Source organism: Janthinobacterium sp. PC23-8, assembly GCF_002250505.1.
Lineage (GTDB): Bacteria > Pseudomonadota > Gammaproteobacteria > Burkholderiales > Burkholderiaceae_D > Janthinobacterium.
On the sequence record NZ_NJGY01000004.1, the window covers coordinates 13,261 to 35,349 of the forward strand.

The window sequence follows — 22,089 nt, forward strand, 5'->3', positions numbered from 1 at the left end:
GAGGAAGGCAAACATGAACCATTCCACATCCCTGCCAGGCAAGGTCTATCTGATCGGCGCCGGCCCCGGCGCGCAAGACCTGATGACCTTGCGCGGCGCGCGCCTCCTGGCGCAAGCCGACGTGGTGCTGCATGACGCGCTCGTGACGGGCGAGATGCTGGAGCTGTGTCCGCAGGCGGCAAAAATCCTGGTCGGCAAACGCTGCGGCCAGCTGTCGACGGCGCAGGCCTTCATCAACAAGCAGCTGGTCGACCAGGCGCGCAAGCACGCCGTGGTGGTGCGCCTGAAGGGCGGCGACCCGATGCTGTTCGGCCGCGCCGACGAAGAACTGCGCGCGCTGGAAGACGCGGGGATCGCGGTGGAAGTGGTGCCCGGCATTACCACCGCGCTGGCCGCCGCTGCCGCCAGCAAGCAGCCGTTGACCAAGCGTGGCGTGGCGCGCAGCGTGGCCTTTTTTACCTCCAGCACGGCGCCAGACGAGTCGCAGCAGACGGCGCTGCCCGACTGTGACACCCTGGTGCAATACATGGGTGGGCGCGAAGCGTCGGCCACCGCCGGGCGCCTGCTGGCGCAAGGCCGGCGCGCCGACACGCCGGTAGTGATGATCGAAAACTGCAGCCGGCCGGAACAGCGCGTCGTGCGCTTGACCCTGTCGCAACTGGCGCTGGGCCTGGGCGAACAGCAAGGCCCCGTGCTGGTAATGCTGGGCGAGGCGATGGCGAGGCGCGCGCGGCAGGCGGCGGACGGTGCGTTGCAGGCGCGGGCGAGCCGGGCCTGACGCAAGGCCGCCCACCTTACCGACTACAAAGTCAGTAATTGTAGTACATTGCTGAAACATGGTAGGATGCTCGCGCCGCAATATCGCGCAGTCCCAGCACCTATCACGCCAAACACCCATGAAGCATACTTGCCTGCGCGCCGCGCTGCCCACCCTCAGCCGCAGCAACGGTGCTCTGTTTGCCACCATGGTGCTCGTTACCGTGGTCCAGATCGGCCTGTGGCTGGTGTTTCCCGCCATCGACAATGAAAACCATCTGCTCGAATGCCTGCAGGCGCTGTGCCTGGCGCTGGCCTGCAGCGTGCATGGACAAAAGGCATGGAACGAGCCGGACCGCGACTCGCTGCGTTTCCTGATCCATGCCGGCCTGTCGGCGCTGATGTTCGGCTTTTTGCTGCGCGAGCTGGAAATTCGCGAAATGGGCCAGGCCCCTGCGTGGAGCGTGCTGGAAAAATCCCTGCGCGTGCTGGAACTGCTGGTGCTGCTGCGCCTGCTGGTATTTTTCGTGCCGCGCGCGCGCGCCGTGCTGGCGAACGTGCGCGCCATCGTCGGCATGCGCGTGACCATCATCACCGTGACCGGTGGTCTGTTCATGGTGGCCGGCTGGCCGTTCGACAAGAAGGTGATCCACGCGCTGCCGGAAATGATCTCGGAGCTGCTGGAAGAAGTGTTCGAACTCGATGGCTATCTGCTGCTGTTCCTGGCCGCCATGGCCGATACCAGCGCAGCTGCACGCATCAAGCTGCGTGTGCCGAAGGTGCGCTGACTTCAAACTCGAAGCGCGATGGCTGCGGCAGCAACTGCTGCAGCATCGCCGCTACCAGCGCCAGGCGCGGATCATCGGCTTCAGCCTCGTCGCAGGTATCGTTAATACAGAAAAACGGCAAGCTGCCGAATTGCGCGCGCAACTGCGCCAGTTTCGCCGGTGCGTCCGCGTCGCCGCTGGCGACATGCAGCGGGTCGAGCACCTCGCTGCGCGCCAGGCCCTGCTCCACCATCCAGCGCGGCACCAGGTCGGGCAGCAGTGCCGGCGCGCGCCACGAACGAAATACTGTCGAGCGCACCTGGGCAAACAGTTCGGGGGCTTGCCGCTCCAGCGCCTGCATGGCGCCAACGAGCATCGGCCGCGGCGCATGCGCGTACAGGCGCGGCTCATGGCGGTAGCCAGGATCGCGCGCCGCCAGCCAGTCGCGCGACAGCACGGCGCAGTTGATGGGCGCGGCCACGTCGGCCCGCGCCCGTGCCGGCAAGTCGACCAATCCAGACTCCAGGCACACGCGCAGGCAGTCGCCAAACCAGCGATCGGCGTCGAAAGGCTGGCCCAGGAACACATCGTCGTTGAAATACAGGAAGCGCTCGGCCAGGCCGGGAATCTGGTGCAGATACGATTCGATATGGGCCGAGTCGAACACCGGCAAGGCCGACTGCGGCATCAGCCGGGAGTGGTCGATCACGCTCAGGCCGGGGCAGATGCGCAGCCAGGATGGCACTTGCCGGTCGGTCACCAGATAGATATGGCCATGCTCGGGAAAGAAGCGTTCGAGCGCACGCAGGTTGTAGCGCAGTTCGCCGTTGTCGCGGTAGCGCCCCGCCACATTGCCATGCAGCGCCAGCTGGCCAGGGTGTTGTACCGCCCACTGTGCATAGGCGGCGCGGTGACGCGCGCGCCAGGCCGGATCCTGCCCGTCCACCCACAGGTAGACGATATCGACCGGCCGCTTCAAGACTGGCCGGGTGCGGCCACGCAATAATCGGCAATCGCCGCCAGCACGCTGGCGTTTTCACCCACCGCCTCGACCACCTTCAGGCGCAGCTGCGGGTGCGCCTGGCGCAGTTCTTCGACCAGCAGCGGCAGGTCGCGCAGCACATGGCCGCCCTGTCCCAGGAAGACGGGCACCACGGTCGCTTCCAGCAAGGCGCCATCGGGCAGTTCGGCCAGCAAGGCCGGGATCAGTTCGGGCAGGCGCGGCGTCATCAGTTCCAGGAACGCCAGGTGCACGCCGGTAGCGGGCATGCGCGCCTGGGTCAGCTCGCGCAGGCGCTCGAACGGCGCGGCCCAGGAAGCGGCGCGCGCGCCATGGGCGAACAGGATCAGGGCCTGCTGTGGATTGGTATCGGTAGTCGTCATCAGTGTCGCTCCACCCACCACAGCATCACCAGCGCCGCCAACAGATACAGCACGCTGGGCGCGGCAGCCGTCAGGAACGCCGGCCAGGTACTGAGCAGGCCAAGGTGGGAAAACAGGGTATTGACCAGCATGAAGCTCACGCCGATCATGATGCCGATGAAAATCTTCAGGCTCACGCCGCCGCTACGCGTATGCATGTAGGCAAACGGCAGCGCCAGCGCCATCAGCACGAAGATGGCCAGCGGATCGATCAGTTTTTTCCAGAAGGCGATGCGAAAGCGCTCGGTCTCCTGCTTGTTCTCGGCCAGGTGGCGCGTGTAGACAGCCAGTTCGCTGGCCGACATGCGGTCCGGGTCCGAGGCCGACACCGTCAGGATCTTCGGCGTCACTTCCGACACCACGTCCTTGGTGGTGCTTTTCACGGTGCGCACCAGGCTCGTTTCCTGGCCGTAGTAATTTTCCAGCTTGGGTTCGTAGCCGGGCCTGGTGGCGGCGCTGTTCGAAAACGCGGTTTCCGTCACGTCAGACAATCGCCACACGTTATTGCCCTGGTACGTCGCACTGGCCGCCACCGTCAGGCTGCGCAGGCGCATGCCGGTGTCGAACTCGTACAGCTTGACGTTTTTCAGCTGGCCATCGGGACCTGCTTCGCCGACGTTGAAAAAGCGCGAACCGGTAACGCTGCCCGTCAGGCCTGCGCTCTTGATCATGTCCTTGGTCCACAGGCCCGAACGAAATTCGCTCGATACCGAGGTGCCGCGCGAAGTGAGCTTCAGGCGTTCGGCCAGCGGCTCGGTATAGGGCGTGATGAATTCGCCGAACAGGAAGGTAATGGCGACAAACACCACGCCGATGCGCAGCAGGAAGCCGGCCGCCATGCCGGTCGACATGCTCGATGCACGCATGATGGTGAATTCGGAACTGGCGGCCAATTGCGCCATCGTGTAGATGGTGCCGATCAGCGCGGCGATCGGCATGACTTCATACACGTGGCCAGGCACCAGCAACAGCACGTAAAGAAAGGCGTACTGAATGGTATAGCCGTTGCGGCCCACCTTGGGCAGCTCGCCCGTCAGGTCGATGAAGGCCTGCAGCGCCAGGAAGGCGAGCAGCACGAAAAACACGGCCTGAAATATCGAGACCGCAAAATAGCGCTGTAAGATCTTCATTTCGTGTCCGCTTTACTCGGTTTGCCGGCGCAGCGCGCGCGCTTGAAGGACGCCAGCAAGACCAGCGGATGATAGCGGTGATTCACGTTCAGGCGCCAGGCGAATAGCACCACCACGGCCAGCAGCGCCAGCAGGTGCAGCGGCCACCAGGCCATGCCGAAGCTCAAACGGCCCTGCTTCACGCTCGCTTCAAACACCTTGGTCAGGTTGCTGTAGCTGAAGAAGATCAGCAGCGCCACGATCAGATTGGCCGAACTGCCGGCGCGCGGATTGACAAAGCCCAGCGGAATGGCCAGCAGGATCAACAACAGCGCGATCAGCGGCGCGCTGACGCGCCACATCAGTTCGGCCATGGTGAACTGATTGTTGGCGGCGATCAGGGCCATGGTGCTCATGGCGCGCACGCCCAGGTCGGCGCCCAGCTCCTGCTGCCGGCTTTCGATGCGCATGATGTACTGCTCGAATTCCATGGTCTGGAAATCGGCCTGGGTCGGAATGCCCTGGTAGCGCCGCCCTTCCTTGAGCACCAGGAAGCGGCTGCCGGTGGCGTCGGTATTGATCACGCCTTCCTTGGCGACCACCACCACCGCACTGCCGTTGGCGTCGACCGTGTTGACGAAGACATTCTGCACCACGTTTTTCTCGCCGCTGACGCCTTCGACAAAGAAGATGCGGTTGCTGCCGGCCGATTCGCGGAACTGGCCGGGCGTGACTTTCTGCAGGTCCTCGCGCTTTTCAAAGCGCGCCACATAGGCGTCGCTTTTCTGCTGCGCCCACGGCGTGGCGTACAGGCTCAGGGCGGCAATGGCGATCACCAGCGGCAGGCCGAAACTGAGCACCGGCGCGATCCAGCGCGCCAGGCTCAGGCCCGAAGCGAACCACACCACCATTTCGGATTCCTTGTAGCTGCGCGTGACGACCATCAGCACCGAGATGAAACCGGTCAGTATCAGGATGGTGGGCAGCTGCATCAGCGAGGAAAACAGCATCAGCGACATCACGTCGGCCGACGCGACCTTGCCGCCGGCGGCCTTGCCGAGGATACCGATCAGCATCCAGGTGAGCAGGATACTGAATAAAACAGTGAAGGTGGCCCCGGCGGCACTAGCCAATTCACGTCGAAGGGCACGTTGAAAGATCATTCGGAGTTTATAATTCGGGTCAGTTAGTTGAGTAACACGTTACTAGTAAATGAAAACGGAGAACCAAATGGACTTTAGCATAAAAGCATTCGATACCAAGAGCACCCTCGGCACGGCCAAAAGCGGATGCATCGCGGTTGCGGTATTCGAAAACAAAAAACTGTCGCCAGCGGCACAAGCGCTGGACAGCAAGGGTGCCATTTCGGCTGCGCTGAAGTCCGGCGACATTACCGGCAAGCCTGGCAGCACCCTGCTGCTGCGCGCCGTTGACGGCGTCACCGCCGAGCGCGTGCTGCTGGTCGGCATGGGCAGCGAAGCCAGCGTCAGCGAGAAAAGCTTCGCCACCGGCGTGCAAGCGGCCTTGAAGGTTTTTGCTTCGCTGGGCGCAGCGGACGCCATTATCGCATTACCGCTGCTTGAAGTGAAAGAGCGCGATGTCAATTGGGCGATCCGCTGCGTGGTGCAGGCGGCGCATGACGGGCAATACCGCTGCGACTCGCAAAAAAGCAAGAAAGACCCGGCCCCTGCCGGCGTGCGCAAGATCGTGCTGTCGGCGCCGGCCACTGCCGGCACGCGCGGCGCACTGGCGCAAGCGGTCGCGATCGCCAACGGCTCGGACTTCACCCGCAACCTGGGCGACCTGCCGGCCAATATCGCCAACCCGACCTACCTGGCCAACACCGCCAAGCAACTGGCCAAGGACTACAAGTTCGACGTCGAAGTACTGGACCGCAAACAGCTCGAAGCGCTGAAAATGGGCAGCTTCCTGTCGGTCACCAACGGCAGCGAGCAGCCGCCGAAATTCATCGTCCTCAAGCACATGGGCGGCAAGGCCAAGGACGCGCCGGTGGTCCTGGTCGGCAAGGGCATCACGTTTGACACGGGCGGCATTTCGCTCAAGGCCGGCCCCGGCATGGACGAAATGAAATACGACATGTGCGGCGCCGCCTCGGTGCTGGGCACCTTCCGCGCCATCGGCGAAATGAACCTGAAGCTGAACGTGATCGGCGTGATCGCCGCCTGCGAAAACATGCCGTCGGGCCGCGCCACCAAGCCGGGCGACATCGTCACCTCGATGAACGGCCTGACCATCGAGGTCCTCAACACCGACGCCGAAGGTCGCCTGGTGCTGTGCGATGCGCTGACCTACGCCGAGCGCTTCAAGCCGGCTGCAGTGGTCGATATCGCCACCCTGACGGGCGCCTGCGTGGTCGCGCTGGGTCACCACAACACGGGCCTGTTTACGCGCTCGGACGCGGCGCACGACCAGCTGGCCAACGAACTGCTGGCCGCCGGCAAGCAGGCCAGCGATACCGCCTGGCGCATGCCGATCGAGGAAGCGTATAACGAGCAGCTGAAATCGAACTTCGCCGACCTGGGCAATATCGGTTCGCCAGGCGGCGGCGCCGTCACGGCCGCCGCCTTCCTGGAGAACTTCACGAAGAAATATACCTGGGCCCACCTCGATATCGCCGGCACGGCCTGGAAATCGGGCGCTGCCAAGGGTGCCACCGGCCGTCCGGTGCCTTTGCTGACGACATTCCTCCTCAATCGCGTCCAGTAACGCCAGACCAGGATCAAAAGCCGCCACGGTCAATCGACCCTGGCGGCTTTTTTCATGCGTATCGCGTTTGCCGCGTTTGTCTAATAGACGACGGGATCGGGGATCGGTGAAGGCACGGGCCTGGGCACGGGTGCGGCCGGCGGCATGGCGACGCTGGCCGGTTGCGCGGCGACCGGCGCCGGCACCGCTACCGGCGACTGAGGCGCAGCCAGACGCGCCGGTTCCTGCATGATCACGGTCAGCGTGGACGGATAGTCATAGGCGGCGCCCGTGTCACGGTCGACGAAGTAGCCCACGCCCAGGGTAAAGATGACATTACTCCAGGCACTGCCGCCGTTGACGGTAGCGTCGAAATTGTTATCCATGACGACGGCCGGCGAGCCGCTCTTCTTGCAGTCGACCTTGAGCGGCTGGCGGCTTTTGCGGATCATGATGCGGCCCGGCGTGGTGACGAACCACTTGCCCATGTCGTTGCTGAGGATGCAGCCGGCGCCGGCCAGCTGGCGGTTGTCGAGTATGGTTTGCACCAGCACCATCTGCTCGGTCGAACCGGTCAGGGTGGCGCAGCCGGCCAGTCCGGCGAGCAGCATCATGGCGGCGAGCGGGCGGCGCATGGCGGACGCGCTAACGCAAGGGAATCGGCAAGTTGGCCGGCACCGGTACGGCCGTCACGCTGTTTTTCGGACTGCCTTCGATCAGGCGGTCCGAATACACGAGATAGATCAGCGTGTTGCGCTTGGGATCGACCATGCGCACCACGCGCACATGCTTGAAGAAGATCGAGGCGCGTTCGCTGAACACTTCTTCCTGGCGCGGCAGCTTGCCGTTGAATTGCAGCGGCCCCACCTGGCGGCAGGCGACCGAGGCGTCGGCCTTGTCTTCGGCCAGGCCGACGGCGCCCTTGATGCCGCCCGTCTTGGCGCGCGACAGATAGCACGATACGCCGCTGACGCGCGGATCGTCATGGGCTTCAACGACGATCTTGTGATCGGGACCGATCAGCTTGAAAACGGTGTCGACGGAGCCGACGGTTTCAGCCTGCGCCGCAGCGCAGGCAAGGCCCAGCGTGGCGCAGGCCAGCACATGACGCATGATGTTACTTGGCATGAAGTTTTCCTGGGCACGCGCTGGCGCGTGCCATCAGTGATCGGTGATCAGTTAATGGGGGCAAACCGCTGCACCATGACGCCATCGACCTCGATCAGCTGAAAGAACACGTCTTTCGGCCGGGTCCAGATCGAGCCGTCGGCGGCGCGGTAGACGATCATCGGGGTCAGGTCCGATTCCAGCGTGGCTTCGCACACCAGTTCATAGATACCGCCCTTGTAGTGCCGATAACGCATCGCCGTCTCCTCAAGCCGTTGAATCTTCGCTCTTGTCGCCAGCCACTGCCTTCTGTTTCATCTTCAGGCCCTGGATGACTTTCAGGATGCCTTCCATGCCGGCGGCGCCGTCGGCGCTGCTGAAGGCGTCGAGCACCTCATTGAGCACCTTGTTGCGCACGGCGGCCTCGTCGGATGACATTTCCAGCGCACGCTGCGCCCTGGCAGCCTTTTCGGCAGCGCTCACGCGCGGCTTCGGCGTGGTTTTGCCATGGGTCAAGGCAGCCTGCCAGATCACCCAGCGCCGCTGGGTTTCGAAAATCAGATATTCGTCCGGTTTGTCTTCTCGTCGCCGAACGATGTGGCCGTCACGCTGCGCCCACGCTTCAAATGCAGTTCGCATTTTCTTCCTTTGCAAATGCTACGCGCAAGTCTCACTATTAAAACCGCAACATTTCCAGATAGTATCATTTCTTATCGAAAAAAAACAATGTTACCGGAACCATGCCGCAGTCCTATAACGAGACCGGCGGCGCCGTCAGCGGAACTTGCGATCCGCCTCTTGCGCAATGGTCTGTAATTCAGAATCACACACGGTGAATTCCAATTAGTTCATCACATGGTTGACTCAGCCTGTATGACAAGGCTGTCACAATATGCCATTTTAGTAGTGTTTATTGCCTTGTAGCGAGAAACTTTACACCTTTATCGCGTTTGGCTTCCAGCACATGTCAGCAACACAAGCAAATTTGGCAAATCAATCATGTGGCTTGATGAATCATACACAAAAACCGAAACGGCATGCGCCACGATTGGTTAAAAATATATACTTTTTTGAACCTTATCTTCCCGCAGGGCAAATAAACCACACCTGCCGGCCCGCCATCGCGGCGCACCCGACGGCGCCATGCGGTAAGATGCGCCGCTATCGCCCTCCTCCTTAAGGATCTTCTCTCATGAAACTAGCCACCTGGAACGTCAACTCGCTGAAAGTGCGCCTGCCGCAAGTGCTGCAGTGGCTGGCCGACAATCCGGTCGACATCTTGTGCCTGCAAGAGACCAAACTGACGGACGACAAATTCCCTGCCGCCGAGATCGAAGCGGCCGGCTACCAGGTGGTATTCAGCGGCCAGAAAACCTATAACGGCGTGGCCATCCTGTCGAAGCTGCCCATGGTGGACGTGGTCAGGAACAATCCGCGCTACGACGACGCGCAGCAGCGCATCCTGGCCGCTACCATCGATGGCGTGCGCGTGGTGTGCGCCTATGTGCCGAACGGCCAGAGCGTCGATTCGGACAAATATGAATACAAGCTGGGCTGGCTGGCCGCCCTGCACGACTGGCTGGCCGAAGAAGCGGCCGCCCATCCGCAGCTGGCAGTGGTGGGCGACTACAATATCGCGCCCGACGACCGCGACGTGCATGACCCGGTGGCCTGGGCCGGCCAGGTGCTGGTATCAGACAAGGAACGCGCCGCCCTGCAGCGCCTGTTCGACATCGGCCTGGTCGACTCCTTCCGCCTGTTCGAGCAGGCCGACAAGTCGTTCAGCTGGTGGGATTACCGCCAGCTGGGCTTTCGCCTGAACAAGGGCCTGCGCATCGACCATATCCTGCTGTCGCCCCAGCTGGCCGGCCGCTGCAGCGCCTGCGTGATCGACCGCGTGCCCCGCAAGTGGGAACAGCCGTCCGACCATGCACCCGTGGTTGCCACCATCGACTAAGATTCTATCGGACTGGCCCGGCGCTCCAGCAGCATCTGCGCGTTCGACGCCGGCATCGGCGCCGAGAACAGATAGCCCTGGGCGTAGCGGCAGCCCTTGCTTTGCAACAGCGCGAACTGCTGCTCCGTTTCGACCCCTTCGGCGACGGTCGACAATTGCAGGCTGTCGGCCAGCGCGATGATGGCCGAGACGATGGCGCGGTCTTCGGCGCTCGTTTCCAGGTCCTTGATGAAGGCGCGGTCGATCTTGACCTTCTTGACGGGAAAACGCTTCAGGTAGGCCAGGCTGGAGTAACCGGTGCCAAAATCATCGATCGACAGCCGCAAGCCCATCGCATTGATCTGGCGCAGGATCTCCAGCGTCTGCTCGCCCTGCTGCATCAGCGCCGTCTCGGTAATTTCAAACTCCAGCAAACCGGGCGCGATGCCGCTGTCCTCGAGCACCGCCCTGATCGCCGCCACCAGGCCCGTATGCATGAACTGGCGCGGCGACAGGTTGACCGCCAGCGGCACCGGCCGCAAGCCCTGGACCAGCCAGGCCATGCTCTGCTCGCAGGCCTTGCGCATCACCCAGGCGCCGACCGGCACGATCATGCCGCTTTCTTCAAGGATGGGAATGAAGCGGTCCGGCATCACCAGGCCATGGCCGGGCCGGCGCCAGCGCAGCAGCACCTCCATGCCGTGCAGGGTGCGCGTGGCGATATCGATCACCGGCTGGTAATACAGCTCGAACTGGTCCTGCGCCAGGGCCGTGCGCAAGCTGCTCTCCAGGTCGAAATGGATCGCCGCCGCCTGGTTCATCTTCTGCGTGAAGAACTGGTAGTTGTTGCGGCCATTGGCCTTGGCGTGATACATGGCCGCATCGGCATGGCGCATCAGCGCGTCGACGTCGGCGCCGTCTTCCGGATACAGGCAGATGCCGATCGACGGCGTGATGTGCAGCACATGGCCTTCGAGCGGAAACGCGGGCGTGAGCGACTCGATGATCTTGCCGGCCACGGTGGCCGCTTCTTCGGCGCTGCGAATACCCGGCACCAGCACCACGAATTCATCCCCGCCCAGGCGCGCCACCGTGTCGCTGGCGCGCACCGCGCGGCACAGCCTTGCCGCCACTTCCTTGAGCAGGATATCGCCCGTCATGTGGCCCAGCGAATCGTTGATGTTCTTGAAGCGGTCCAGGTCGATGAACATCACGGCCAGCTTGCGGCTCGAGCGCTGCGAGGCCAGCATGGCGCGCTCCAGGCGGTCGGCCAGCAGCGCGCGGTTCGGCAAGCCGGTCAGGCTGTCGTGGTAGGCCATGTGGTGCACGCGCGCCTCGGCCTGGCGCCGCTCGGCGATCTCGCCTTGCAACAAGGCGTTGGCGCCAGCCAGTTCGGCCGTGCGTTCGCGCACCCGCAATTCCAGTTCGTCGCGCGCGCGCAGCACCGCTTCGGCCGCCTCGCGGCGCGCCGTCACGTCGTCGACCAGCCACACCGAGCGGCCGTGCGCGTGCGCCAGGTCGAACGGGCGCCCCGACAGGCGCGCCCAGAAGCGGCTGCCGTCCTTGCGCACCAGCTGGTACTCCGACATGTGCACGCGGCCGGCCCCGAAGTCGCGCGCCGTCTCGCGCCGCGCCGCCTTCCATGACGCCAGGTCCGGATACAGCGCCTGCACCGACAGGCCGTTGATCTGGCCGGGACCGTAGCCGAACAGCTCTTCCATCTTGCTGTTGGCGTGCAGGTTGTAGCCGTGTTCGATCACCGAAATGCCCAGCACGGCGCTGTCGAGGATGGCCTGGTTTTCCAGCAGCGCGTTGCGCAGGGACTCTTCGGCGCGCTTGGCCTCCGTGCGGTCTTCGATGATCCAGATGGTACCGGCCGAGGCATCCTGTGGATTGACGACATAGGCGATCAACTGCCCCCACAAGGTGCTGCCGTCCTTGCGCTGCATCTCCACTTCGGTCTGGAACGGTTTGCCCACCGACAGGAAGGGAAAGGCGGCAGCACCCAGCATCTCGTAGGCGTCTTGCGACGAATACAGCGCGCGCCCCGGCATGCCGAGCGCCTCATCGCCCTGGTAGCCGAACATTTCGGCAAAGCCCAGGTTGTATCGCGTGACCAGGCGGTTCTTGGTAAACAGGATGCTGATCGAGGCGTTGGTCATGATGGCCGCCACTTCCATCTGCGTCTGGCGGCTGGCGCTGACGTCTTCCAGTATCCAGATCGTGCCCTGCTCGCTGCTTCCCTGGTCGACCGCCTTGGCGCGGATGCGGCACCAGAACAGGCTGCCGTCGCGGCGCCGGAACTGTGTCTCGTCCCGCGCGTAGGGCAGGCCCTGCCCCAGCAGCGGCGTAGCCTGCGCGCCGAATTCGGCATAGGCCTCGGGCGACGGGAACAACTCGCAGGCAGGCATACCCGTCATCTCCTGCTGCGCGTAACCGAACATCTCGGCAAAACGGGGATTGCAGCGCAGGACCTGGCGCGAGCGCGAAAACAGGATGCCGACCGAGGCGTTGTCGAGGATGGCCTGCTGCTCGACCAGGGCGCGGCGCAACTGATCTTCATCGCGCCGGTGGTCGCTGATGTCCTCGACGATCCACACCGTGCCGTCCTGCGTGTTGAGCGGATCGATGGCGCGTGCGTGCAGCCGGCTCCAGAACAGGCTGCCATCGAAGCGCCGCAGTTCCAGCTCGGTGCTGAACGAGCGGCCGATCGACAGCAGCGGGCTGGCCTCGCGGCCCAGCGCCTCGTAGTCTTCCCGGGAGCGGTACAACGCCACGCCGGGCTGGCCGGTCAACTGGTGGCGCGCATAGCCAAACATTTCGGCGGCGCGGATATTGCACTCCTCGATCACGCCATCGCGCGAAAACAGGATGCCGACGGCCGCGCTTTCCAGGATCGCCTGCTGCTCCAGCAACGACTTGCGCAGCGCCTGCTGGTCGCGCTGCTGCATGCTGATGTCGGCAAACACCAGGGTCGCGCCGGCCAGGCCGGCGCCATCGGCCGGCAGCAAGGGCCTGGCCCAGACCTGCACCGCGATATGCGCGTCGACACCCTGCAGGCAGCTGTCCCAGTGGCGCTCGCGCCCGCCTGGCCCCAGCGCACCGCGCAGCATGCTGGTGCTCGAGGCGCGATACGCGTCGCTGAAGCAGTCGGCCAGCAGCCGGCCAGCCACATCCATGCCCAGCATGTCGGCCAGTGCGCCATTGGCGGTCACCACCATGCCGCTGGCGTCGCAGGCGCAGGCCGGCAAGGCAATCAGCTGCAAGGCGTCGGCGATGAAATCTGGGCTGGTCGGAACGCGGTTCATGAACACCACAAAGTTAAGAAGAAGGCAAAAGTATATATTCAAGCAACAAGATGCTGACAGATCATAAACCAGTTTCGCCCAATTATTGCATCCGCACCCGCAGCGGCGCCGGCAAGCGGCGGCGCGTGCCGGCGATACAACAGGCCAGCCAGCCGTTTCGCCGTCAGGCGCGCCAACAAATGCTTTACAATCGTCCCCATGCACCGCCCCTCCCTGCCCATGCTGGACCATCGCGACAAGCCCGTCATCTGGACCGTTTCGGTGTCGCGCCTGTTCGACCTGTTGCGCGATATCACGCTCGAATACGACGACCTGGCCACCATCGAGCCGATCAACCTGGGCTTTGACGACGCCGTGCGCCATATCCGCGAACGCATGGCCGTCGAGCGCTGCGACGCCGTGATCGCGGCCGGCTCGAATGGCGCCTACCTCAAAGGCCGGCTGTCGGTGCCGGTGATTATCGCCAAGGCCAGCGGCTACGACGTGATGCAGGCGCTGGCGCGCGCGCGGCGCATCTCGCCGCAGATCGGCGTGGTGACGTACCAGGATGCCATGCCGGAACTGGCCGAATTTGCGTCCACCTTCGGCTTTCGCATCTTTCAACGCAGCTATGCCACCGAAGAAGACGCACGCGCGCAGATCAATGAACTCAAGGCGGCCGGCGTGAAAGCCATCGTCGGCGCCGGCCTGGTCACCGACCTGGCCGAGGAAGCGGGGCTGGCGGGCGTGTTCGTGTATTCGGCCACGTCGATCCGGCGCGCCTTCGACGATGCGCTGGAACTGGCGCGCCTGACCCAGCTGGAGTCGAACCGCAGCAGGCGTGCCCCCGTCGGCGAGGCGCAGCGCGCGCGCCACGGCCTGCACGACCTGCGCGGCGAGTCAGGCGCCATGGAAGCGCTGCGCCAGTCGGTCATCCTGTTCGGCAAATCGCCGGCGACGGTGCTGATCCAGGGCGAGACGGGCACCGGCAAGGAACTGGTGGCACAGGCGATCCACCGCGAAAGCCCGCGCAGCCTCGGTGCGAACCGGCCCTTTGTCGCCATCAATTGCGGCGCGATTGCCGAGTCGCTGCTGGAATCGGAACTGTTCGGCCACGAAGACGGCGCCTTTACCGGCGCGCGCCGCGGCGGCCACGCCGGCCTGTTCGAGGCGGCCAACCACGGCACCCTGTTTCTCGATGAAATCGGCGAAATGCCCTTGCTGTTGCAAACACGCCTGCTGCGCGTGCTCGAAGAGCGCGAAGTGGTGCGCGTGGGCGGCACGCGGCCGATCGCCATCCAGGTGCGCGTTATCAGCGCCACCCATTGCGATCTTGAACAACGTGTCCGCGAAGGACGTTTTCGGGCCGACCTGTTCTACCGTCTGGCCGTGCTGCGCTTGCAGCTGCCGGCGCTGCGCGAGCGCGCCGGCGACATTATCGGCCTGATGGAGTGGTCGCTGAAAAACGCGCTGGCCGCGCTGGGCGCGCGTCCGCAGCCGAATTTGCAGGCGCAGTTGCTGGCCTGCGCGCCGCTGCTGCGCCGCTACGGCTGGCCCGGCAACGTGCGCGAACTGCGCAACCTGGCCGAGCGGCTGGCGTTGTTCCTGGCGGCCGAGCCGCTGCAGGCGCTCACGCCCGCCTTCCTGCTGGCGGTGGCACCGGAGTTGAGCGCAGAGGCGGGCGCCGATGCCGGCCTGCCGCCAGCGCCGGCTCTGCCGGCGGCCAGCGTTCCCGCGCGCGCCGAAAGCGCGGCCGAGGTGCTGGCCCGTTTTGGCGGGCGGCGCGACGCGGCGGCGCACTATCTGGGCATCAGCCGCACCACCTTGTGGCGCCGGCTGCGCGCATCTTGAGGGGTCGTGATGGATGACCTGGCGTACCTGCGCAGCCTGTGGCAACGCTGTACCGGCAACCACGCCGCCGACAATACGCCGGCGCGGCACCAGGAGCAGATCAAGGCGCTGTACGCGCGCGGCATCTTCATGGACGAGGCCCTGCAACTGCTGTTTCATCAGCGCCCGACGTTCGACGCCTTTCTGGCCTGGATCGCGGCGCGCACGCGCGAGCGGGCAGCCCACGCCGCTACCGTCGTCGAGGACGTGCTGTCGGCGGCCGACCTGCAAGCGTGGGAGCGGCAAGGCTATATCGTGCTGCGCGGCGCCGTGCCGCAAGAGCAGTGCCAGGCCGCGCAGGCGGCGATCTGGGACTACCTGGGCGCCAGCCTGGACGACCGCGCTTCCTGGTACCGCGATCACCCGGGCAAGTCGGGCTTCATGCTGCAGTTTTCCGACCATCCGGCGCTGGAAGCCATCCGCCACCATCCGCGCATCCGCCGCGCCTACCAGCAGCTCTATCGCAGCGACGCCATCTATCCGACGATCGACAAGGTCAGCTTCAATCCGCCGCAAGCACCAGGCAGCTGTTTCGCGGGCAGCCCGCTGCACTGGGATACCAGCCTGGCCTTGCCGATTCCGTTCAAGCTGCAAGGCCTGCTGTACCTGGGCGACTGCGCCGGGCACCATGGCGCATTCCACTGCGTGCCAGGCTTCCAGCACCGCATCGGCGACTGGCTGGCGACGGTGCCGCCCGGCCAGCATCCGCGCGACTGGGCGCCGGCGCAGCTGCGTGCGCAGCCCGTCCCCGGCCAGGCCGGCGACTTCGTCATCTGGCACCAGGCCCTGCCCCATTGCGCCACGCCCAATTTCGGCGATGTGCCAAGGATGGTGCAATACCTGACCTACCATGCCGACGATGGCGTGGACCAGGATGAGTGGATCTGAGGGCGGCGCCGCCGCTTGTCCCGTGCAACAGCCGTTCATCATCTTGCGGTGGCCAAGCGCAGCGCGCTTGGCCAAGATAGGCGCATCGATCACTACACGGAGCCTGTCATGACCCTCTTTACGCTACGCCGCTGCGCCGCTTTTTTCACTACCCTGGCCATTGCCGGCACAGTCCAGGCCACGCCGGCGGCGTCGCATCCGGCCTTCCGGGTCGACGTTACCGGCAAGGGCGCGCCCGTGATCCTGATTCCCGGCCTGGCGTCCTCTGGCGAGGTCTGGCAAGCCACGGTGGCGCGCCTGTGCGGACCAGCGCAGCGACGCCAGTGCCATGTCTTGAGCCTGGCCGGCTTTGCCGGCGTGGCGCCGATAGCCGGCGACCTGCTGGCGCAAGCGGAAAACCAGCTGGCCGCCTATATCAGCGACAATCAACTGGGCCGGCCGGCCATCATCGGCCATAGCCTGGGCGGCTTTCTGGCCTTGAAACTGGCGATCGACCATCCGCAACAGGCCGGCAAGCTGGTGATTGTCGACGCCCTGCCGGCACTGGGCGCGGTGCAGCTGCCGTCCATCACGCCGGAGCAGCTGCAGGGCATGGCCGCGCAGATGCGCGGTGCCATGCGCGCCCAGGACGACGCCAGCTTTGCGCAAAACCAGCGCCGCAGCGTCGCCGGCATGGCCAGCCGGCCCGATGACGTGGCGCGCATCACCGACTGGGGCACCGTTTCGGACAGGAGCACGGTGATCGAGACATTAGCCACCATTATCGGCACCGATCTGCGCCAGGACGTGGCGCGCATCGCCTCGCCCACCCTGGTGCTGGGCACCTGGATCGCCTACAAGGACTATGCGCCGCGCGCCGCCACCGAGGCCACTTTCCAGAGCCAGTACCAGAAGCTGCCCGGCGTGCGCATGGCGATTGCCGACACGGCGCGCCACTTCATCATGTACGATGATCCCGACTGGCTGCATGCCAGCATCGAACAATTTTTGGAATAATTCCTGAGCCACCTTTGCATGCAAGCTTCGCCGCCCCTGCTCGTCCGTTTGCCCTGGTACTGGATCTTCCAGCTCGCCGGCTGGAATGTCGCCGCCCTGCTGACAATGCCGAGCCTCAGTTTTGCACCTGTCACCCGGGCCATCATCGGCGTGAGCTGGTGGGGTGCGGCCAGCGCCCTGCTGCTGTCGATGGCGTGGCGCCGCGTGCTGCAAAGGCGCGGCTGGATACACGGCCGCTTTGCGTGGCCGTATGTGCTGCCATCGTTGCTGCTGCTGACGCTGCTGCAGTGCGCGCTGGCGGGACTGGGCTACGTGGTGCTGCAGCCGTTCGGCCCCGTCACCAGCCTGCGCTGGCTGCCGTCGGCGCTGGTCTCGTGGTTCGGCCTGTTCCTGGTCTGGACCGTGCTTTATTCGCTGACACAGTCGCTGCGCCGCGCCAGCCGCTTCGAGGCCGAAACGCTGCGCCTGCAGGTGCTGGCCAAGGACGCCGAACTGCGGGCGCTGCAGGCCCAGGTCAACCCGCACTTCTTTTTCAACAGCTTGAACAGCGTGCGCGCGCTGGTGTTTGAAAACCAGGAAGCGGCCGCCGGCATGGTCGACCAGCTGGCCGCACTGATGCGCTACACACTGCAATCGAACCAGCACGAGACCGTGCCGCTCGGCGAGGAATGGCAGGCGGTGCAAACCTATCTGGCGATCGAAACGATCCGCTTTGAAGACCGGCTGCGCGTGACCATGGCGCTCGATGATGGAATCGAAGGTGTACGCATCGCGCCGATGGCCTTGCAGACGCTGGTGGAAAACGCCGTCAAGCATGGCGTCGAGCCGAACGTGGCCGGCAGCGACATCGCCATCAGTGCAAGGCGTCACGATGGCGTGGTCACCATCACGGTGGCCAATACGGGAGCGCTGCGCGCGCAGTCAGGCTCGACCCGGGTTGGACTGGCCAATGCGCGCCAGCGCCTGATGCTCGCGCTGGGACCGGCCGCCAGCTTGAACCTGCATGTACAGGCGGGCAGCGTGCACGCCGTGCTGCAATTGCCGCAGCAGCCATGACGACCTTGCGCGCGCTGCTGGTCGACGACGAACGCCTGGCGCGCGCCGAATTGCGCCGCCTGTTGAAAGCCCATCCCGGGGTGGAGATCGTCGGCGAGGCGGCCAGCGCCGCCGAGGCGATGGCGCAGATCGCGGCGCTCGCGCCGGACTTGCTGCTGCTCGACGTGCAGATGCCGGGCGGCTCGGGCTTCGACTTGCTGGCCGCGCTGGACGCGGCGCCTGAGGTGATTTTCTGTACCGCGCACGACCAGTATGCGCTGCGGGCGTTCGAAGTGAGCGCCCTCGATTACCTGCAAAAACCGGTGCAGGCGCAGCGCCTGGCCACGGCCTTGCTGCGCGCTGGCGCACGCGTGCAGGCGCTGCCGGCGGCATCGGCACCGCGCAAGATCTTTATCAAGGACGGCGAGCGCTGCTGGTTCGTGGCACTGGCCGACGTGGTGCAGTTTGCATCGGAAGGCAATTACGCGCGCGTGCATTTCGGTGCCGGGCAGCCGTTGATGCCGCGCTCGCTGAACCAGCTCGAAGAACGGCTCGATTCCTTGCAGTTCCTGCGCGCCAACCGGCGCCAGATCGTCAATCTGGCGCATGTCACGCAGGTGACGGCCAATGCGGCCGATGGCCTGGACCTGCTGCTGACCGACGGCACGCGGGTGGAAGTGTCGCGCCGCCGCGCGCAGCAGTTTCGTGCCGCAGCGAGCCTCTAGCGCTTCAGCGCCGGTATCGGCTGCGCCTGGAACTGGCGCAGCGGCTCCTCCTGCAACTTTTTGCCGAGCATGTCCAGCGCCACTTCCAGCTGGCGATCGCCGCCATTGAAGGTGGCGTGCGGCAAATTGTCCACCTCCACATCGGGCACCACGCCCACGCCTTCGATCAGCCACTGGCCGTCGGCGCCGAACTGGCCGTTTTCGGCCACGCGCGCCATGCCGTTATCAAGCAAGCGCGTATTGTCGCTCAGCCAGACACCGGCGCCGGCCGTGCGCTTGCCCACCAGCGGCGCGAGCTTCAAGGCCTTGACGCCGGCGGCAAAGGTCTCGCCATCGGAATAAGTCAATTCGTCGACCAGCACCACCAGATGGCCGCGGAAGGTGTTCTGCATGTTCGACGACGGCTGCACGCCGGGCGGCGCCCAGAAGGCCCAGGCCTTGCGCAGCAGTTTTTCGATGATCCAGCTGTCGATATTGCCGCCGTTATTGCGGCGCACATCGATGATCAGGCCCTCGCGGTTGATATTGGCGTAAAAATCGCGCGCGAACGAGGCGATATCGCGCGCCCCCATGGCGCGCAAGTGCAGGTAGCCGATGCGTCCTTGCGAGCTGGCAGCCACCTGTTCGGCGCGGCTCAGTTCCCAGTCGCCATAGCGCAGCGCCGTCTGTTTCGCCATGTCGACCGGCGTGACGATCACGGAACGCGGGACGGCTGCGCCGCGCCTGACCTGCAGCAGCACCTGCTTGCCGGCCTGGTTCAGCAGCAGGTCGCTGATATCGCGCGCGCCGAGCGCCGGCTTGCCGTTGACGGCCGTGATCACGTCGCCCTCCTTCACGTCCACTTCCGGGCGCGACAAGGGCGCGCGCTCGGACGGCAGTTCCGGCTCGCTGCGGTAGATATGCTCGACCACATAACCGTCCTTGCCGCGCGCCAGCACCGCGCCAAGGCCGGCCGGCGTGCCTTCCTGTTCCGTGCGGCGCAGTTCCCCGGGACGGATCTGCGAATGCAGGGCGCCCACTTCGGCCACCATCATGCCCAGCAAATCATTGAGTTCGGCGCGGTCGGTCACGCGTTCGACCAGCGGCGCGTACCTGGCGCGCGCCCCCGCCCAGTCGACGCCGCGCATCTTGGCGTCATACAGGAAATCGCGGTGCAAGCGCCAGGCGTCGTTGAACATCTGCTTCCACTCCAGGCGCGGATTCGACACAAAGGTCCAGTCGTCGACTTTCACTTTCGCCCTGGACAGGTCGGTCGGCAGCTTGATCCCCGCCTCGATCACCAGCATCTCGCCGGGGCCAGTGGCTGGCGCGGCCACGGCGCTGCTTGCGGTCCGGTAATACAAATGTTTTTTATCGAACGCCAGGTCGAATTCGCGCACATTGGCCACCAATAACTCGGGCTTGGAACCGGTGTTCCCAATGGCCACAGTCTTCAGGCTGGCCTTGTCGCCTGCACCCTCGCGTTCGAGAAAGTACAGGCGCTTGTCGTCCACCGCCAGCGCCGTGTAGTTGCCGGGCGCAAGCGGTACTTCATACAGGCGCGCGGCCAGGCCTGTGGTGACAATCGCCGGCAAGGTGGCCGGCGCCTTTTTCACGGTGCCCTTGCCACCGGCTTTTTCCAGCACTTTTTCGGCCGCCAGTTCGGCCGCCTTTTCATCGTCCGTCTCCGGTGGCTTGACGCCGGGGCGGCTCAGCTCATCGTCGGGCTGGAACGGAAAGCGGTTGCCCGGTTGCAGCGCCAGCGCATACACGCCGACTCGCTTGTCGAATACGGGGCCCATGTTGCGGTCGCCCCAGGGCGAGCCATTGGCCAGCTGGAAATTGCGCGCCGACAAAAAGTACAGCCAGCGGCCATCGGGCGAAAACATCGGCGAGCCCGAGGTATAGCGGTCGCTGGTGACAAAATGCAGTTCCTTGCTGGCCAGATTGTACAAGCCGATCTGTTCGCGCTGCTCGTTGCTGGCCACGCGCACCAGCGCCAGGTTGCGGCTGTCGGGCGACCATTGCACCTCGTCATGCTTGTCGACGCCGGCCTTGCCTGCGTCGTCGATCAGTTCATTCGCCCTGGTGGCCAGGTTGAGCAGCCAGAAACGGCCCTTCTTGTCGCTGTGCGCCAACCAGCGCCCGTCCGGCGACGGGTACAGCTTCCAGCGGTGGCTGTCGCCCTCGGTGGTCAGGCGCTCGCCGGGACCGGAACCGTCGGCGGCATAGCGCCAGATCTCGTTTTCGCCGCTGGTGTCGACGATGGCGTAGACGAATTTGTCATCGCTGCTGAACACGGCGTCGCGCGCGCGGGCGCCTTCGGGAATGGCGATATCGACGCGGCGCTGGTTGCCGGTGCCGGCGATGCTGACCCTGCCGCGCGCGGTGAGGATGATGCGCTCGTCCTTGCCGGACAATTGCACGTTGGACAGGGTATCGAGCGGCGAGCGTACCTGGCGCGCACGCTGCTGGTCGAAGTCCGACACCAGGCTGATCGGCAATGGTGGCGAGTCGGTGCCAGCCGCCAGGTCCAGCACCCGCAAGTCGGCGCCCAATTGATAGACGATCTTGCCGTCGCCGAGCTGCGCATTGCGCACATCCCATTGCGTGTGGCGGGTCATCGCGCGGCGGTCGCTGCCGTCGGGCAGCATGCTCCACAGATTGTCGCTGCCACTGTCATCGCTGATGTAATACACGCGGCCCTGCCACCACATGGGGCGCTTGTTGTTGCCGGCCCGAACTTGCGCGTCGTGATGCATGGGCACCGCTTCGCTCTTGCCGTCGAGTTCATAGCGCCACAGCTGGGCGTGTGCGCCGCCGCGGTAGTTGCGCACATTGTCGTTCGTCATGGCCAGGCCAAAACGCGTGAAGAACAGGGTCTTGCCCGCATCGTCGAGCACGCCGTCATTGGCGTCGGCGACGGGGAATATGCGCCGCGTCAGCTTGACGGGATCGATGGCGGCGACGATACGCCGCGAGGCGGGACCATCGGTGTTTTGCGTGCTGATCAGCACTTCGCCCTGCGCCGTCCAGCCCAGCACCAGCACGCCGCCATTGTCATACGAGATACGGCGCGGCAAGCCGCCCGCCAGCGGCATCACATAGGCATCCTGCGCCCCTTCGTACGAAGCGGAAAACGCCAGCCACTGGCCGTCGCGCGAGATCGCCGCATGGGTTTCATAGCCGGGATGGGTGGTCAGGCGCTGAGCGGGGCCGCCGCGCACGCTGCTTTTCCACAAATCGCCTTCGGCGGTGAAGACCACGGTGTCGCCGCGCACGGCAGGGTAACGGAAATAGCTGGTGGCGGCAGTGGCGGCGGCGCTGCCGAGCAGGCCGGCGCACAACAGCAGCAGGGAGAGTCTACGGGAAATGGTCATGGGGGCATCCAGAAACGGTCAGGGCGGCAGCATGGACATCATGTCGATACCGGACAACAATTCTGGCATAACTACGACCGAAGAAAAGCTTCTTTATTGCCCATAA

General features: G+C 64.8%; 19 protein-coding genes. 9 read left to right on the forward strand and 10 right to left on the reverse strand.

The window, feature by feature from the left end; translation table 11 throughout:
* Window positions 1-13: 13 nt before the first annotated feature.
* Together cobA and CD932_RS23700 are read left to right on the forward strand one after the other, a co-directional pair.
* Window positions 14-778 (forward strand): uroporphyrinogen-III C-methyltransferase, encoded by a 765-nt coding sequence (cobA, locus tag CD932_RS23695; protein WP_094445372.1) that lies wholly within the window; start codon window positions 14-16, stop codon window positions 776-778.
* 118 nt (window positions 779-896) lie between these two features.
* A complete protein-coding gene (locus CD932_RS23700) occupies window positions 897-1,544 on the forward strand; it encodes a hypothetical protein (RefSeq protein ID WP_094445373.1) in 648 nt (215 codons plus the stop codon).
* On the opposite strand, the gene CD932_RS23705 is transcribed toward CD932_RS23700, so the two are convergent.
* From CD932_RS23705 to lptF, 4 genes are read right to left on the reverse strand one after another with little or no spacing between them, the layout of a single operon-like run.
* Entirely contained in the window at window positions 1,516-2,502 is a 987-nt protein-coding gene (locus tag CD932_RS23705; RefSeq protein ID WP_254926745.1) for a Stealth CR1 domain-containing protein, read from the reverse strand. The two genes, CD932_RS23700 and CD932_RS23705, sit on opposite strands and share 29 nt — an antisense overlap.
* Window positions 2,499-2,906, reverse strand: a complete 408-nt coding sequence (locus CD932_RS23710; protein WP_094445375.1) for a sirohydrochlorin chelatase — start codon at window positions 2,904-2,906, stop codon at window positions 2,499-2,501. The genes CD932_RS23705 and CD932_RS23710 overlap by 4 nt, the downstream gene beginning before the upstream one ends.
* Window positions 2,906-4,075 (reverse strand): LPS export ABC transporter permease LptG, encoded by a 1,170-nt coding sequence (gene lptG, locus CD932_RS23715; protein ID WP_094445376.1) that lies wholly within the window; start codon window positions 4,073-4,075, stop codon window positions 2,906-2,908. Before lptG ends, CD932_RS23710 begins: the two co-directional genes overlap by 1 nt.
* Window positions 4,072-5,217 carry an LPS export ABC transporter permease LptF gene (gene lptF, locus CD932_RS23720; RefSeq protein ID WP_094445377.1) on the reverse strand — a complete coding sequence of 382 codons (1,146 nt, stop codon included), beginning with the start codon at window positions 5,215-5,217 and terminating at the stop codon, window positions 4,072-4,074. The genes lptG and lptF overlap by 4 nt, the downstream gene beginning before the upstream one ends.
* Before the next feature lie 67 nt (window positions 5,218-5,284).
* Between lptF and CD932_RS23725 the strand changes: the two genes are divergently transcribed.
* Window positions 5,285-6,781 (forward strand): leucyl aminopeptidase, encoded by a 1,497-nt coding sequence (locus CD932_RS23725; protein WP_094445378.1) that lies wholly within the window; start codon window positions 5,285-5,287, stop codon window positions 6,779-6,781.
* Window positions 6,782-6,861: 80 nt separating this feature from the next.
* Here the strand turns inward: CD932_RS23725 and CD932_RS23730 are convergent, their stop codons facing one another.
* From CD932_RS23730 to CD932_RS23745, 4 genes are all read right to left on the reverse strand, one after another.
* On the reverse strand, window positions 6,862-7,395 hold the full coding sequence (locus CD932_RS23730; protein ID WP_176461119.1) for a hypothetical protein: 534 nt from the start codon (window positions 7,393-7,395) through the stop codon (window positions 6,862-6,864).
* A 10-nt stretch (window positions 7,396-7,405) separates the two neighbouring features.
* On the reverse strand, window positions 7,406-7,873 hold the full coding sequence (locus CD932_RS23735; RefSeq protein WP_094445379.1) for a CreA family protein: 468 nt from the start codon (window positions 7,871-7,873) through the stop codon (window positions 7,406-7,408).
* 62 nt (window positions 7,874-7,935) lie between these two features.
* The gene (locus CD932_RS23740) at window positions 7,936-8,124 is read right to left on the reverse strand and encodes a DUF1653 domain-containing protein (protein WP_094445380.1); all 189 of its coding nucleotides are present in this window, start codon (window positions 8,122-8,124) and stop codon (window positions 7,936-7,938) included.
* 10 nt (window positions 8,125-8,134) lie between these two features.
* Window positions 8,135-8,506: a hypothetical protein gene (locus CD932_RS23745; RefSeq protein WP_094445381.1), complete on the reverse strand. Its 372-nt coding sequence runs from the start codon at window positions 8,504-8,506 to the stop codon at window positions 8,135-8,137.
* A gap of 553 nt (window positions 8,507-9,059) precedes the next feature.
* On the opposite strand from CD932_RS23745, the gene xth reads away from it, so the two are divergent.
* On the forward strand, window positions 9,060-9,824 hold the full coding sequence (gene xth / locus CD932_RS23750) for an exodeoxyribonuclease III (protein ID WP_094445382.1): 765 nt from the start codon (window positions 9,060-9,062) through the stop codon (window positions 9,822-9,824).
* Here xth and CD932_RS23755 read toward each other — a convergent pair.
* The gene (locus CD932_RS23755; protein WP_094445833.1) at window positions 9,821-13,111 is read right to left on the reverse strand and encodes an EAL domain-containing protein; all 3,291 of its coding nucleotides are present in this window, start codon (window positions 13,109-13,111) and stop codon (window positions 9,821-9,823) included. The two genes, xth and CD932_RS23755, sit on opposite strands and share 4 nt — an antisense overlap.
* Before the next feature lie 198 nt (window positions 13,112-13,309).
* Between CD932_RS23755 and prpR the strand changes: the two genes are divergently transcribed.
* The 5 genes from prpR to CD932_RS23780 all read left to right on the forward strand — a co-directional run bounded on the left by prpR (window position 13,310) and on the right by CD932_RS23780 (window position 18,624).
* The gene (gene prpR / locus CD932_RS23760) at window positions 13,310-14,941 is read left to right on the forward strand and encodes a propionate catabolism operon regulatory protein PrpR (RefSeq protein WP_094445383.1); all 1,632 of its coding nucleotides are present in this window, start codon (window positions 13,310-13,312) and stop codon (window positions 14,939-14,941) included.
* A gap of 9 nt (window positions 14,942-14,950) precedes the next feature.
* Window positions 14,951-15,868: a phytanoyl-CoA dioxygenase family protein gene (locus CD932_RS23765; protein ID WP_094445384.1), complete on the forward strand. Its 918-nt coding sequence runs from the start codon at window positions 14,951-14,953 to the stop codon at window positions 15,866-15,868.
* Between the two features lie 108 nt (window positions 15,869-15,976).
* Complete coding sequence (locus CD932_RS23770; RefSeq protein WP_094445385.1) at window positions 15,977-16,864, forward strand: alpha/beta fold hydrolase; 888 nt, start codon at window positions 15,977-15,979, stop codon at window positions 16,862-16,864.
* Between the two features lie 18 nt (window positions 16,865-16,882).
* The gene (locus tag CD932_RS23775) at window positions 16,883-17,920 is read left to right on the forward strand and encodes a sensor histidine kinase (RefSeq protein ID WP_094445386.1); all 1,038 of its coding nucleotides are present in this window, start codon (window positions 16,883-16,885) and stop codon (window positions 17,918-17,920) included.
* On the forward strand, window positions 17,917-18,624 hold the full coding sequence (locus tag CD932_RS23780) for a LytTR family DNA-binding domain-containing protein (RefSeq protein ID WP_254926746.1): 708 nt from the start codon (window positions 17,917-17,919) through the stop codon (window positions 18,622-18,624). The genes CD932_RS23775 and CD932_RS23780 overlap by 4 nt, the downstream gene beginning before the upstream one ends.
* Here CD932_RS23780 and CD932_RS23785 read toward each other — a convergent pair.
* A complete protein-coding gene (locus CD932_RS23785; RefSeq protein WP_094445387.1) occupies window positions 18,621-21,983 on the reverse strand; it encodes a S41 family peptidase in 3,363 nt (1,120 codons plus the stop codon). The genes CD932_RS23780 and CD932_RS23785 overlap by 4 nt on opposite strands.
* Window positions 21,984-22,089: the final 106 nt, after the last annotated feature.

Coding starts and splice junctions, on each gene's coding strand:
- CD932_RS23775 (WP_094445386.1), top strand. CDS start 16,883: ATGCAAGCTTCGCCGCCCCTGCTCGTCCGTTTGCCCTGGTACTGGATC.
- CD932_RS23725 (WP_094445378.1), top strand. CDS start 5,285: ATGGACTTTAGCATAAAAGCATTCGATACCAAGAGCACCCTCGGCACG.
- lptF (WP_094445377.1), bottom strand. CDS start 5,217: ATGATCTTTCAACGTGCCCTTCGACGTGAATTGGCTAGTGCCGCCGGG.
- cobA (WP_094445372.1), top strand. CDS start 14: ATGAACCATTCCACATCCCTGCCAGGCAAGGTCTATCTGATCGGCGCC.
- CD932_RS23780 (WP_254926746.1), top strand. CDS start 17,917: ATGACGACCTTGCGCGCGCTGCTGGTCGACGACGAACGCCTGGCGCGC.
- lptG (WP_094445376.1), bottom strand. CDS start 4,075: ATGAAGATCTTACAGCGCTATTTTGCGGTCTCGATATTTCAGGCCGTG.
- CD932_RS23755 (WP_094445833.1), bottom strand. CDS start 13,111: ATGAACCGCGTTCCGACCAGCCCAGATTTCATCGCCGACGCCTTGCAG.
- CD932_RS23700 (WP_094445373.1), top strand. CDS start 897: ATGAAGCATACTTGCCTGCGCGCCGCGCTGCCCACCCTCAGCCGCAGC.
- CD932_RS23770 (WP_094445385.1), top strand. CDS start 15,977: ATGACCCTCTTTACGCTACGCCGCTGCGCCGCTTTTTTCACTACCCTG.
- CD932_RS23745 (WP_094445381.1), bottom strand. CDS start 8,506: ATGCGAACTGCATTTGAAGCGTGGGCGCAGCGTGACGGCCACATCGTT.
- CD932_RS23740 (WP_094445380.1), bottom strand. CDS start 8,124: ATGCGTTATCGGCACTACAAGGGCGGTATCTATGAACTGGTGTGCGAA.
- CD932_RS23765 (WP_094445384.1), top strand. CDS start 14,951: ATGGATGACCTGGCGTACCTGCGCAGCCTGTGGCAACGCTGTACCGGC.
- xth (WP_094445382.1), top strand. CDS start 9,060: ATGAAACTAGCCACCTGGAACGTCAACTCGCTGAAAGTGCGCCTGCCG.
- CD932_RS23730 (WP_176461119.1), bottom strand. CDS start 7,395: ATGCGCCGCCCGCTCGCCGCCATGATGCTGCTCGCCGGACTGGCCGGC.
- CD932_RS23735 (WP_094445379.1), bottom strand. CDS start 7,873: ATGCGTCATGTGCTGGCCTGCGCCACGCTGGGCCTTGCCTGCGCTGCG.
- CD932_RS23710 (WP_094445375.1), bottom strand. CDS start 2,906: ATGACGACTACCGATACCAATCCACAGCAGGCCCTGATCCTGTTCGCC.
- prpR (WP_094445383.1), top strand. CDS start 13,310: ATGCACCGCCCCTCCCTGCCCATGCTGGACCATCGCGACAAGCCCGTC.
- CD932_RS23785 (WP_094445387.1), bottom strand. CDS start 21,983: ATGACCATTTCCCGTAGACTCTCCCTGCTGCTGTTGTGCGCCGGCCTG.